Origin of the sequence: Microbacterium sp. (genome assembly GCF_017305435.1) — a bacterium.
Taxonomy (GTDB): Bacteria; Actinomycetota; Actinomycetes; order Actinomycetales; family Microbacteriaceae; genus Microbacterium.
Genome location: NZ_JAFKIP010000002.1, coordinates 436,657 through 449,597, shown reverse-complemented (window position 1 = coordinate 449,597; position 12,941 = coordinate 436,657). Strand labels below are relative to the sequence as shown.

Sequence of the window (12,941 nt, the reverse complement as noted above, 5' to 3'; positions counted from 1 at the left end):
GGACTCCGCGACGAGAGAGGGCTCAGAACGAGATCTCGTCGCGGCCGCTAAGGAGGAGGCGAGCGATCCGCACGGGGTCAGACTACCACCGCACGCGGCTCGCCTCGCCCGCCGCCTCCCATCCTCGATACGCGAAGGGGTCAGGGGCCGTCGACGGTCGGCGGGGTGCCCTTCTCCTCCGCGACGGCATCCGCGGCCTCCCGCGGCGTCTCCGGCGCGGTGCCGGCGGGCGCGGCGCGGCGCTCGCGCGCAGAGGCCGCGAGGCTCGCGACCGTCGCGACCACCATCGACAGGATGATGACGCCCAGCGACATCCACGTCGAGATCTCCGGGGCCCAGTCGATGTGATCGCCGCCGTTGATGAACGGCAACTCGTTGACGTGCATCGCGTGGAAGAAGAGCTTCACGCCGATGAAGGCGAGGATGAACGCGATGCCGTAGTGCAGGTACTTGAGCCGGTCGAGAAGGTCGCCGAGGAGGAAGTAGAGCTGGCGCAGGCCCATCAGAGCGAACAGGTTCGCGGTGAACACGATGAACGGATTCTGCGTGATGCCGAAGATCGCCGGGATGGAGTCGATCGCGAAGAGGAGGTCGGTCATGCCGATCGCGGCGAAGACGATGATCATCGGCGTGAAGATCTTCTTGCCGTTCACGACCGTCCGCACCTTGGCGCCGTCGTAGTCGTCGCTGATGTCGACCATGCGACGGAGGGTCCGCACGATGAACGACTCCTGCTTGACATCCTCGTCGTGGTCCCCGCCGGGGAAGGCCTGCCGCCACGCCGTCCAGATGAGGAAGGCGCCGAAGATGTAGAACACCCAGCTGAACTGCTCGATGATGGCGGCGCCCGCGAGGATGAACAGCCCGCGCAGGATGAGCGCGATGATGATGCCCACCATCAGCACTTCCTGCTGGTAGCGGCGCGGTACGGCGAACTGGCCCATGATCAGGACGAAGACGAAGAGGTTGTCGATCGAGAGGCTGTACTCGGTCAGCCATCCGGCGATGAACTGTCCCGCGAACTCGTGCCCGGCGAACAGCCAGAGCATTCCGGCGAAGATGAGGGCGAGCGTCACATAGAAGACGACCCAGAGCGTCGATTCGCGGGTCGACGGGATGTGCGGCCGCTTGAGGATCAGCAGCAGATCGGCGACGAGGATGAGGACGAGGACGACGAGAGAGCCGACTTCGAACCAGACGGGAAGCTCCATGCGGACCTTTCGGAGGGGACGATTGACGTCGAAAGTCTCTCCCCCGCTCCGGCCGATGTGCTCGACCCGGGGCGGCGCGCGCCCGGGGCTCCGACGACGGGGCCCGTATTGACGGGACGCGCGAGGCGGGATACTCCCTCTCGCTCGCACAAGGATACAGGGACCGCGCCGTGAGAAAGTCCCCCGACTCGATGCCGATCCGAGACGTGTGCGCCGCCGCCGACACTGCCAGGGTGGGAACAGACGAGGAGAACATGACCGAGCGAGAATCCCCGAGCGACGCGGAGTTGGTCGCTGCCGCAGCCCGCGGCAGCGACGAGGCCTTCCGGGCGCTGTATCGCGCCTATGCGCGGCCGGTGTATTGGCTCGCGCATTCCCTGGTGAGAACGACGGCGGATGCCGAGGACGTGCTGCAGGAGACGTTCCTCGCCGCATGGCGGAAGCTGCCCGGCCTGGATCTGGCCGGCGAATCTCTCCTTCCGTGGCTCGTGACGATCTGCCGCTTCCAGGCGGCCAACCGCATCCGACGCCTGCAGCGCGACCGCCTCCACACCTCGGCCGCACTCGACGAGGCCCTCCCCGCGACGGTCGATGTCGAGCAGCAGGTGGTGGATGCCGCCCTGGCGGAGCGGATCATCGCGGAGGTCGGGACGCTGTCGCCACTCGATCAGCAGATCTTCCGCCTGTGCGCCGAGGAGGGCTACGCCTACGGCGCCGCCGCCGAAGCGCTCGGGGTCTCGCACGGTGTCGTCCGAAATCGCCTCTCCCGCATCCGCACACGACTGCGCGGCACGATCGCCGCGGAGGGGACATGACGAGGGATATGAACGCCGCAGACATCACGCTGCCCGAACTCACCGACGCGCGACGCGACGAGATCGAGGCGACGCTGTTCGCCCGAATCTCCGACGAGCGGAGCACCGCGGCGATCACCGCCGCGCAGGAGGCGGAGCACGCCCGCGCGCGCGCCGTCCGACGCGGACGCGTCTGGATGGGTACGGCGGCAGCCGCCGCGTTCGTCGCGGTCGCCGCCGTCATCGCGCCGAGCCTCGCCGCGAGCTCCGGCTCCGGCTCCGTCGTCACGGCGGAGCAGCCCGCCACGATGGAGGGTTCCGGCGCGACCTCGTTCGACAGCAAGGCGCTGTCCGGCGGTGCGCCGGCGGGCGCCGCAGCGGACACCGCGCGCGAGGTGATCTCGACGGCGTCCGCGAGCGTGACGGCCGTGGACACCCGCGCCGCGATCGACGAGATCACCGCGGCGGCCAGCGCGGCGGGCGGATACGTCGAGTCGCTCAGCCTCGGCGGCAACCCCGTCGTCTACGACACGACCGGCGGGGTGGCTCCCGCCCTCCCGACCGACCCGATCCCGCAGGGCGCGTGGATCACCGTCCGCGTCCCCGCGGATGCCCTGAGCGACACGATCGCCGATCTCGCCCAGGTGGGCGAGGTCACCGCCACCCAGGTCGACCGTCGCGACGTGACGACCGAGACGGTGGATCTGCGTGCCCGAGTGACATCGCTCGAGGCATCCGTCACTCGACTGACGGAGCTGATGGGTCAGGCGACATCGACCTCCGACCTCATCGCCGCCGAGTCCGCGCTCGCCGAGCGGCAGGGCGAGCTCGATTCGCTCCGTCAGCAGCTGACATGGCTCGACGGTCAAGTCGCGATGTCGTCGCTGACGGTGACGGTCACGGGGCCTGCGCCCGCGACGTCGGCGAACCCCGCCGGATTCGGGGACGGCGTGAACGCGGGGTGGAACGGCCTCGTCGCGACGCTGAACGGCCTCGTCGTGGCGATCGGGTTCCTGCTGCCCTGGGTCGGCGTTGCGGCCGTGGTCGTTCTCGTCGTCTGGGTGGTGCGTCGGATCGTCCGTCGGCGCGCGCACGCGCGCGCCGACTCCCCTGACCCGGAGGCGTGAGCGAACGAAAGAAGCCCGGTCCGATCGGACCGGGCTTCTTTCACTGTGGTGACCCCAGCGGGATTCGAACCCGCGTTACCGCCGTGAGAGGGCGGCGTACTAGGCCGCTATACGATGGGGCCTCACCGGCGTTTCCCTCTCCTTCGCGGATCAGGCAACCGTTCGATTATGCCATGGTCGTGACGACCACGCCAAATCGAGCCCGACCTCGCACGGCCCCCGAGCGGGTTGCCTCCGCACCGTCACGGGCGTTGACTGTGGACATGCGCATCACGAAGCACGAGCATGCCTGCCTCCGTCTCGAGTCGGACGGGAAGCAGCTGATCATCGACCCGGGATCGTTCACATTGCCGCTCAGCGCCCTCCACGGGCTCGCGGCCGTGGTCATCACCCACGAGCACCCAGACCACTGGACGCCGGAGCATCTCGAACGGCTGCGACGCGACGCGCCGGGGGTTCCCGTCTACGGGACGGCCGGTGTCGCCGCCGCCGCGGCCGATGTGACCGTCGTCTCCCCCGGCGACACCGTGACGGCGGGCCCCTTCACGATGACGTTCCATGGCGGGCGGCACAGCGTCATCCACTCGTCGATCCCCGTCATCGACAACGTCGGCGTCCTCGTCAACGACGCGTTCTACTATCCGGGCGACTCGTACGCGGTGCCGAAGCACACCGAGATCGACATGCTCGCCGCCCCCATCGGCGCCCCGTGGCTGAAGATCGGCGACGCGATGGACTTCGTCCTCGCCGCGGGGCCGCGCCACGCGTTCGGCACGCACGACATGACGCTCTCGCGCTCGGGGCTGGAGATGCATCGCGCACGCCTCGCCTGGGCGACCGCACAGCACGGCGGCGAGTTCCTGACGCTCGAACCCGGCGATTCGTACGAGATGTGAAACGACGGATGCCGCGGCCTCCGCTCTCGATGAGCGGGCGGTCGCGGCATCCGTCGTCGTCGCGGAGGCTCAGCCCTCGGCGTCGTGATCCGTCTCGAGGAAGGTCACGAGGCTGTCGAGCGCTGCATCGGCGCCCTCACCCTCAGCCTTCAGCGTGACGACCGTGCCCTGAGTCGCGCCCAGGCCCATGAGGGTCAGGATGCTGCCGGCGTTGAGGTCAGGTCCGCCCTCGGTGGCGATCGTGACGGGGATGCCGGTCTGCTGCACGGCCTGCACGAAGAGCTTCGCGGGGCGGGCGTGCAGGCCTGAGCTGCTGGCGACGGTGGCCTGGCGTTCTGCCATGGGGTCCTCCTGGATGGTGGGTGGATCGTCTCTTCGAGACTAGGCGGTCACGGTCGCCGTGGGAACACTCTGCGCGCCGGACGAAACCGCCTCGACGGGCCGACGACGGGCGAACCGCTTGAGGGCGACCACGGCGAACGCGGCCACGACCGTGCCGACGGCGATCGACAGCAGCCACAGCCAGAAGTTGTCGATCGCGAAGAAGACGAACACGCCTCCGTGGGGCGCCTTGCTCGTCACGCCGAGCGCCATCGACAGGGCGCCGGTGACGGCGCCGCCGAGCATCATCGCGGGAATGACACGGAAGACATCGGCGGCGGCGAACGGGATCGCACCCTCGGAGATGAACGCCGCACCGAGCAGCCACGCCGCCTTGCCGTTCTCACGCTCGGGCTCGGTGAACAGCTTCCGGTCGAGGACGGTCGACGCGAGCGCCATCGCGAGGGGCGGCACCATGCCCGCGGCCATGACGGCCGCCATGATCTCGAGGTAACGGGTGTCGCCGGCGATGCCCGCCGCGAGGTTCGCGGTGGCGAAGCCGTACGCGACCTTATTGACCGGGCCGCCCAGGTCGAAGCACATCATGAGGCCGAGGATGATCCCGAGGACGATGACGCCCGCACCCGTGAGACCGGACAGCCAGTCGTTGAGGACCGTCGTCAGCCAGGCGATCGGCCCGCCGAGGACGAGGAGCATAAGTCCCGACGCGAAGATGGATGCCAGCAGCGGAATGATCACGACGGGCATGAGGCCGCGCAGCCAGCGGGGCACGTCGAGGCTGTTGAGCCACCACGCCGCGAGTCCGGCGAGCAGACCGCCGACGATGCCGCCGAGGAACCCGGCGCCCATGAAGGACGCGACGGCACCGGCGACGAAGCCGGGCGCGATACCCGGACGATCGGCGAGGCCGTAGGCGATGTACCCCGCGAGGGCGGGGACGAGGAAGCCGAACGACAGGGCACCGATCTTGAACAGCACCGCGCCGAGGTAGACGATCAGCGAGGTGTCGCCGAGGTTCCAGAGCGTCGATGCGCCGAGGATCTTGTCGGCGTCGAACGCGATCTCGTAGCCGCCGAGGAGGAATCCGAGGGCGATGAGGAGACCACCGCCCGCGACGAAGGGGATCATGTAGCTCACGCCCGTGAGGAGGGCCCGCTTGACGGACCCGCCGAGCGAGGTCGATCCCCCGGCCGCTCGTGCGGCCGCCGCCGTGTCGGCGTTCCCCGACACGCGCGGAGCGATCGGGTTGCCGACCGCGGAGACGGCTTCGTCGATGAGGACCTTCGGGTGCTCGATGCCCTTCTTGACCGGCACGCGCACGACCGGCTTGCCCGCGAAGCGCTGCTCGTCGCGCACATCCACGTCGACGGCGAAGATCACGGCATCCGCCTGATCGATCACCTGTTGCGGGAGGGCCTTGTAGCCCGAGGACCCCTGAGGCTCGACCACGAGGTCGATGCCGAGCTCCTTGCCCGCGGCGGTCAGCGCGTCGGCGGCCATGAACGTGTGGGCGATGCCCGTCGCGCAGGCCGTTACGGCCACGATCCGGGCGGGGCGACCATCCACGACGAGTTCCGTCGTCGTCGCCGTCGGCGCTGCGGCCGCCGCGGCCGGCGCCGGCGTGTCGGAGACCGCGTCCTGCACGAGGGCGACCACGTCGGAGGGCGTCGCCGCGGCGCGCAGGCCGGCCGTGAAGTCGGGGCGCATGAAGGCCCGCGCGAGCCGGGACAGCACCGCCAGGTGCTCCTCGGCGGCGGTGTCGGGCGCGGCGATGAGGAACACGAGGTCGGCGGGTCCGTCCTCGGCGCCGAAGTCGACGCCCGGCTTCAGCCGCGCGAAGGCGAGCGTCGCCTCGCGCACGGCAGGGCTCTTGGCGTGCGGGATGGCGATGCCGCCCGGCAGGCCGGTCTCGTCCGTCTGCTCGCGCTTCCACGCGTCCGCGGCGAGGGCGGCGGCATCGCTCGCGCGACCGGTCGCGGCCACACGCGCCGCGAGCGCGTCGATGACCGCCCGCTTGTCGGTGCCCAACGGCTCGTCGAGGCTGACGAGCGCCGGGGTGATGATCTCGGACACGATGACCTCCAGTGGTCTCTCGATGGGGTGTTTCAGGGGATGGGCCTCACCGGCACGTCGCCGGGGAGGAGGTCTGCGGGGGTGGGCGCCTGAGTGCCCGGAAGCGCCGCGGCTGCGGATCCGTAGCGGATGCCGCTGCGCAGACACTCCTGGGGGTCCGCTCCGCGCGACTCGGCGAGGAGGAACCCGGCGAGCGAGCTGTCGCCTGCGCCCACCGTGCTGCGCACGCGCGTCGGCGGGGGCGAGCCGTGCCAGACGCCGCCGGCCGTCACGAGGACGGCGCCCTCGCCGCCGAGCGTCACGAAGGCCGCCCGGACCCGGGTCGGGACGAGGGATGCCGCGACGGCGGCGACCGCGTCGGCGAGCGGCGCGGCCGGATCCAATGCGACTCCGGCGAGTTCGGCGAGCTCTTCGTCGTTCGGCTTGATGAGGTCGGCGACGCCGGCATCGACGACGGCGCGAAGCGCGGGACCGGAGGTGTCGACGGCGATGCGGGGAGGCGTCTCCGATGCGGCGCGAACGGCTCCGATCACCTCGACGTAGAAGGAGTCGGGCAGCCCTGGCGGGAGCGACCCGGCGAGCACGAGCCCGCGCGCGTCTCGCGACGCCGCCACCACGGCGTCGATCAGGGCCGCGCCATCGGCTGCGCTGCGCGCGACGCCGGGGAGGTTGATCTTGGTCGTCACGCCTGCGGGGTCCGCGATCGTGAGGTTCGCACGCGCGACGCCGTGCATGGCGACGGGGCTCGTCGGCACGCCGTCCGCGCGCAGGACGAGCGCGAAGGGATCCTCGGCATCCAGCGGCAGCACAGCGACGCTGTCGACGCCGGACCCGCAGAGAACACGGGTCACGTTGATGCCCTTTCCGCCCGCGTCTTCCCGCACGGACGCCGCCGTCTGCACCTCTCCGGCGCGCAGCGCCTCCCGGAGGGCCACGGTGCGGTCGAGCGACGGGTTCGCGGTCAGGGTCACGATCACGGCGTCCACACCTCCGCGTCGACGGCCTCGAGAGCGGCGGCCAGCTCTCCTTCGGGCGCCGCTTCGGAGACGAGGACGTCGACATCGCCGAGCGATGCGAAGGAGACGAGGAGCTCCGCGTCGAACTTCTCCGCGTCGGCGAGCACCACGCGGCGCCGCGCCGACGCGATGATCGCGCGCTTGACCGCGGCCTCGTCGGGGTCGGGCGTGCTGAGCCCGAAATCGGCCGAGATCCCGTTGGTGCCGACGAAGGCGATGTCGGGTCGCAATCGTGAGATCGCGTCGACGGTCTGCGCGCCCACCGCGGCGGCGGTGAGACCACGGACGCGGCCTCCGATCGCCGTGAGGCTGAGGCCCGGCACGCCCGCGAGCACGTGCGCGATCGTCATCGAATGGGTCACGACCTCGATGGGCGCGAGCCCTGCGGGCCGCTGAGCGAGGAGGGCCGCGACGGCGGCCGTCGTCGTCCCGGCGTCGAGATAGACGGACCCCTCGAAGTCGGCGGGAATGGCATCGAGGGCTCGCATCGCGATCGCCGCCTTCGCGTCGCTCGACCGCGTGGTGCGCTCCGCGAGCGACGGCTCTGCCGTGCTGCGCCGGGATCGCGAGACCGCTCCGCCGTGCACTCGGCGGACGAGCCCCGTCGTCTCGAGGTGATCGAGGTCACGGCGAACGGTCTCCGTGGTCACGCCGAATCGGCGTGCGAGATCGACGACCACGACGCGTCCCTCCGACGCGACGAGCGACTCGATGAGCTGTTGACGCTCCGCTGCGTACACGTGCCCTCCTTCAGACAGCCACAGATTACAACACAAACACAGATATACACAAGAGATCTCACATGCATGCTGATCGCACATCCCGGACCATGATCTTTGTAGACAACACACAAGGTACTGAGGGTCAACGTTGCTGGCACTTGGTCCCAAACGGCGAACCTCGCCGGGTTCGATGACGACCGGCATGCGCGCTGTTACCGTCGTGACGCTCTCCCGACGCACCGTATGGAGACACCCACCCACGCCCGCAACGAAGCGGGCGCGAGAAACCGGAGCCTCAATGTCGAGAACCGTCCTGCACACCCATCGCTGGGGCATGCGCATCACCGTCATCGTCCTCAGCCTTCTGCTGGCGACGATGACCGTCCTCTATCTCCTGACGGCCGCGAAGCTGGATGCCGGAGCGTCCCAGCTCTCCGACGGCGCGACTCTCGCCGCCGACGGCTCGCAGGAACTGGCCAGTGGAGCGACGACGCTCGCCTCCGGCGCCGGCGACCTCGTCGCCGGCGCAAAGAAGCTGGATGCCGGGGCCAGCTCCGCCGCTCAGGGAGCGACATCGCTGACGTCGGGCGCGCAGAACGCGGCCACCGGCGCACAGAGTCTCGCCGCCGGCGCGGTCAGCCTCGCCGACGGAGCGGCCTCCGCCGACGCCGGCGCCGCGAAGCTGCGCGACGGAGCCGCTTCGGCCGCGGCCGGAGCGCAGAGCCTCGCGGGTGGGGCGCATGACGCCGCCGTCGGCGCGGCGGCCCTCGCTGCGGGCGCGGGCACGCTCTCCCGGGGTGCCGTCGGCGCCGACACCTACGCCCGCGGTGTCCTCACGAAGGCGGAGGGATTCTCGTCGCTGCTCGCATCGAAGCTCACGCCCGAGGCACTGACCCTCGCCGGCAGCGGCACCGCCCTCACCGCCACGGTCGACGCCGCCACCACGAACGCGGCCGACCTCGCGGCGAAGACCGCCCTCCTCCTCGACGAGAACCCCGCGAACGATCCCACTCCGGCGCAGCTGGCGACGCTCGCGGGCACTCTGAACGCACAGGTCGGCGGTATCGCGACCCCCGCCAAGAAGGCGAGCGAGCTCGCTCAGGGCTTGCAGGCCGCGGCCGGCGGCGCCGCTCAGGTCGCGGGCGGAATCTCGAACATCATCAACGGCGATGCCGCGTACGAATGGCCCGGGACCGTGGCGCTCGCGCAGCCCGAGCGTGGTGCGCCGTATCTCGCGGAGAAGGCGGCCGAGCTCGCCGCGGGGCTCGCGAAGCTCGACGCGGGCGCGGGCTCCCTGGCGTCCGGCGCCCAGTCGCTCTCCGACGGGGCGCTCGCCCTGAACTCCGGAACGCAGAACCTCGCGACGGGTGCCGGGAACCTCTCGACCGGCGCGACATCGCTCGCCGAGGGCACCCAGAAGCTCTCGGCGGGAGCGGCGGGCCTCTCGACCGGCCTCGGCACTCTCTCGACCGGCGCGACGAAGCTCGCGGACGGAACGACGGCGCTGTCCGGCGGGTCGGCGAAGCTCGCCGCGGGCGCTGCGGCGCTCGCCGACGGCACCGGGCGCATCGCCGATGGCACGACAGAGCTCAAGGCAGGGACGTCCAGCCTGTCGCCGAACCTGCTCCCGTGGCTGTTCGGCGTGCTGATCGCGGGACTCGTCGCGGGCGCCGCGTGGGCCGCGCACCGCGTCAGCCATCGGAATCGGCAACGCGAGCTCAGCATCGCCTGACATCCGCACCGCGGAACGACCAGGTGCACAGACAGAAGTGGTCCCGGCCGATCGGCCGGGACCACTTCTCCACGTGAGTGAGGCTCAGGCCTCGCTCATCACGTTGACCTCCTGCTGGCCACGCGCGGCGAGAGCCGCGGCACGCGCCGCGATGCGGCGGGCCTGCTCGGCCTGCCCGGCATCCAACTCTTCCTGGTCGACGGGGAACGACTCCACCTTGTTCACGCCGTTGTACTTGGCGATGTAGGCGTCGAGCTCGGGGCCCGACTCCCACGACGTGATCAGACAGTAGCGCGGTTCGTCGCCGTGGTGCGTGGCGGCGTGCCACAGGCGCTGCGTGTCGATGACGAGCTGGGCGCCGGCGGGGAGGGCGATACGCGTCTCCTCGCTGGGGTCGGTGCGGTTCTCACGCAGGACGAAGTAGCTGTCCTTGTCGTCGGTGAGGTTGAAGAACGAGCGGACGACCCACCCGGTGCCGTCCGGGTTCAGGCGGTTGTTGTCGTCCTGGTGCAGGTTGTAGAGGCAGTCGGCGTAGGTGTTCGGCTGCAACTCGATGATGCGGCACCGGCCGACGTTCGACCCGGGCTCGAGCGCACGCTCGGTGAGGGTCGGCGCGATCGCCGTCTGGGAGTCGATCCAGACGCCGTCCTTGTCGGTGCGCGGCGGCTTGTGGTTCCAGAAGCCGTTGCACTCGATCTCTCCCTTCGCCGAGGCCAGGGGGGCGAAACGGGTGTCGCCGGAGCTCTTCCAGTCGACGTATTCGAGGTCCATCCACTCCTTGGGATCGATCTCCTTGCCGTACGGGTCGAGGACGACGTAGCCGGTCTCCTCGAGAGCGGCGCTCTTGATGTATGCCATGACGGATCATGCCCTTTCTGTCGGTCCAGCGAAGTTTTTACAGGCCCGACTTAGGCAAGCCTACAGAGCGGTCCTGTGGACGCGAATAGACTCGACGGAGGTTTCCGAGGAGCGTTTTCGAAGAGCATGAGCACTGTCACCCCCGTCATCGCCGCGAACGTCGAGGCCACTGCCGTGAGTACGATCGCGTGGCTCGCGGCATCCGACACGACGATCGTCGTCCCGGTGTACCAGCGCCAGTACCGGTGGGACATCGGCGGCTGCGAGCAGCTGCTGAACGACGTCCGCGCCGTCGCCGGGGCGCGGCCCGAGGACACGCACTTCATCGGATCGATCCTGTCGACGGCGGCCTCCTCGGCGGAGGACGGAGCGCACCTCGTGCTCATCGACGGCCAGCAGCGCCTCACGACGCTCATGCTGCTCGTCGCGGCTCTCCACCACACGCTGCAGGAGGACGATCCCACCCTCGCCGCGGACCTCCTGCGGGTGCTGGTGCGCGACGACGACCCGACGCGGACGAAGCTGCGCCCCCACCGCGCGTGGGCGGAGGTGTTCGAGAGCATCGTGCTGGGGCGCCCCTCGCTGGACGATGCCGGGCGGCAGTCCCGCTTCGACGACAACTACGCGTTCTTCCGCAGCCAGATCCGTCCGGGCGAGGCCGCCGACATCTGGCGGGGTCTCACGAAGCTCGAGCACGTGTCGATCAGCCTGGGACCGGCGGCGAACGCGCAGCAGACCTTCGAGAGCCTGAACTCGACCGGAGAGCCGCTGCGCGACCACGAACTCATCCACAACTACGTGCTGATGGGCCTCACCCATGCTCAGCAGAGCGAGATCGAGCACGAGTACTGGATGCCGATCGAGCACGCCACGGGCGAGCAGATCGGTACGTTCTGGCGGCATTACCTCGTGATGCTCACGGGGCGGGAGGTCACCGTCGCGGGCGAGCGCGGGGTGTACGACGCGTTCCGGCAGGAGTTCCCGCGCCTCGATCTCGCGACCCTCCGCACCCGTGCGGCGAATTGGCGCCGGTTCGCCGAGATCTACGGATTGCTCCTCGAGCCGCGCGGCATTCCGGATGCAGAGGTCTCACGCCAGGTCGCCTACCTCAACACGTTCGGGCGCGGCGTGTACCCGCTCGTGATGCGGCTGTACCGCGACTACGACGACGGGGTCCTCGGCGTCGACGAGCTGATCGTCTCGCTCGAGCATCTGCAGTCGCTGCTCCTGCGACGCAAGATCGCCGGTTTGTCGACCGACCGCCTCGTCGCGCGCCTGTGTCGCGCCGCGAGCGTCGGCCGGACCGAACTCCTGCACGCGATCGCGCGCATCACCCCCTCAGACGAACGAACCCGGGTCGGGTTGAAGTACGGAGACCTCCCCCACGCGCATTACGTATTGGGGCGGCTCGCCGGCACGGACGACACCAGTCTCGATCTGGAGCACGTCGCACCGCTCGCGGCATCCGACGACTGGTCGCCCGACGGCGAACGGCGCTGGGCCGACCTCACCGACGACGAGCAGAACAGTTTCCGTGCGCTGACGCAGACACTCGGGAACCTCACCCTCCTGGAGCAGCCCCTCGCCGAGCGCGCCTTCGACGCCTCCTTCCCGGCGAAGCGCGCCTTCTACGGCGCGAGCGACGTCGTCCTCAGCCGTGAGCTGGCGGATGCCGGTGCGTGGAGCACCGCCGCGATCGCGGCACGCACCGCGCACCTGACCGACATCTTCCTCGAGGTCTGGCGCCGCCCGGCGGTCGTCGGCATCGACGACGACAACCTCACCCCCATCCTGGATGCGCGCAAGCGTCGCGGCTGGCCGCGCGGCTGGCAGCGCGAGTTCGACTACGTCGAGTTCCGCGGCGAGCACTGGGAGGTGCCGGATGTGCGATATCTCTTCAACCGCATCTTCAAGCGCCTGTGGACCGAGTCGGACGCCTCCCGTCAGAGCGTGATCGACTTCAGCGCCCGCCGCGGCGGACCCGTCTACCCGGCGATGGCATGGAACGGCCAATGGGACGAGATCGCACCCGGGCAGTACCTCTACATGGGGTGGGATTCGAAATACATGCTCTCCGCCGTGCAAGGTGTGCTCGACGAGGCCGGCTGGGCGAGCGAGGTCTTCGTGAAGTACAGCTACATCGGCGACGCGATGGCGTGACCGGAATGAC

General features: G+C 69.9%; 11 protein-coding genes and 1 tRNA gene. 5 read left to right on the top strand and 7 right to left on the bottom strand.

Annotated elements, in window-relative coordinates:
• Positions 1 to 140: 140 nt before the first annotated feature.
• A complete protein-coding gene (locus J0I43_RS02330; protein WP_292858379.1) occupies positions 141 to 1,211 on the bottom strand; it encodes a TerC family protein in 1,071 nt (356 codons plus the stop codon).
• A 254-nt stretch (positions 1,212 to 1,465) separates the two neighbouring features.
• Between J0I43_RS02330 and J0I43_RS02325 the strand changes: the two genes are divergently transcribed.
• Positions 1,466 to 2,026 carry a sigma-70 family RNA polymerase sigma factor gene (locus tag J0I43_RS02325; protein WP_292858376.1) on the top strand — a complete coding sequence of 187 codons (561 nt, stop codon included), beginning with the start codon at positions 1,466 to 1,468 and terminating at the stop codon, positions 2,024 to 2,026.
• Entirely contained in the window at positions 2,023 to 3,132 is a 1,110-nt protein-coding gene (locus J0I43_RS02320; RefSeq protein WP_292858373.1) for a DUF4349 domain-containing protein, read from the top strand. Before J0I43_RS02325 ends, J0I43_RS02320 begins: the two co-directional genes overlap by 4 nt.
• Positions 3,133 to 3,178: 46 nt before the next feature.
• Here J0I43_RS02320 and J0I43_RS02315 read toward each other — a convergent pair.
• Positions 3,179 to 3,254 (bottom strand) — tRNA-Glu (locus J0I43_RS02315).
• A 141-nt stretch (positions 3,255 to 3,395) separates the two neighbouring features.
• On the opposite strand from J0I43_RS02315, the gene J0I43_RS02310 reads away from it, so the two are divergent.
• Complete coding sequence (locus tag J0I43_RS02310; protein WP_292858370.1) at positions 3,396 to 4,028, top strand: MBL fold metallo-hydrolase; 633 nt, start codon at positions 3,396 to 3,398, stop codon at positions 4,026 to 4,028.
• 69 nt (positions 4,029 to 4,097) lie between these two features.
• On the opposite strand, the gene J0I43_RS02305 is transcribed toward J0I43_RS02310, so the two are convergent.
• Genes J0I43_RS02305 through J0I43_RS02290 form a run of 4 tightly spaced genes read right to left on the bottom strand, consistent with a single transcriptional unit; the run spans position 4,098 to position 8,199 of the window.
• Entirely contained in the window at positions 4,098 to 4,370 is a 273-nt protein-coding gene (locus J0I43_RS02305) for an HPr family phosphocarrier protein (protein WP_292858367.1), read from the bottom strand.
• Positions 4,371 to 4,409: 39 nt separating this feature from the next.
• Entirely contained in the window at positions 4,410 to 6,443 is a 2,034-nt protein-coding gene (locus J0I43_RS02300; protein WP_292858365.1) for a fructose-specific PTS transporter subunit EIIC, read from the bottom strand.
• A 32-nt stretch (positions 6,444 to 6,475) separates the two neighbouring features.
• The gene (locus tag J0I43_RS02295; protein WP_292858362.1) at positions 6,476 to 7,420 is read right to left on the bottom strand and encodes a 1-phosphofructokinase family hexose kinase; all 945 of its coding nucleotides are present in this window, start codon (positions 7,418 to 7,420) and stop codon (positions 6,476 to 6,478) included.
• A complete protein-coding gene (locus tag J0I43_RS02290; protein WP_292858359.1) occupies positions 7,417 to 8,199 on the bottom strand; it encodes a DeoR/GlpR family DNA-binding transcription regulator in 783 nt (260 codons plus the stop codon). The genes J0I43_RS02295 and J0I43_RS02290 overlap by 4 nt, the downstream gene beginning before the upstream one ends.
• A 280-nt stretch (positions 8,200 to 8,479) precedes the next feature.
• Between J0I43_RS02290 and J0I43_RS02285 the strand changes: the two genes are divergently transcribed.
• Positions 8,480 to 9,913 carry a hypothetical protein gene (locus J0I43_RS02285; protein WP_292858356.1) on the top strand — a complete coding sequence of 478 codons (1,434 nt, stop codon included), beginning with the start codon at positions 8,480 to 8,482 and terminating at the stop codon, positions 9,911 to 9,913.
• 84 nt (positions 9,914 to 9,997) lie between these two features.
• Here J0I43_RS02285 and J0I43_RS02280 read toward each other — a convergent pair whose 3' ends face one another.
• The gene (locus tag J0I43_RS02280; protein WP_292858353.1) at positions 9,998 to 10,771 is read right to left on the bottom strand and encodes a hypothetical protein; all 774 of its coding nucleotides are present in this window, start codon (positions 10,769 to 10,771) and stop codon (positions 9,998 to 10,000) included.
• A 126-nt stretch (positions 10,772 to 10,897) separates the two neighbouring features.
• On the opposite strand from J0I43_RS02280, the gene J0I43_RS02275 reads away from it, so the two are divergent.
• Complete coding sequence (locus tag J0I43_RS02275; protein WP_292858350.1) at positions 10,898 to 12,931, top strand: DUF262 domain-containing protein; 2,034 nt, start codon at positions 10,898 to 10,900, stop codon at positions 12,929 to 12,931.
• Positions 12,932 to 12,941 lie beyond the last annotated feature (10 nt).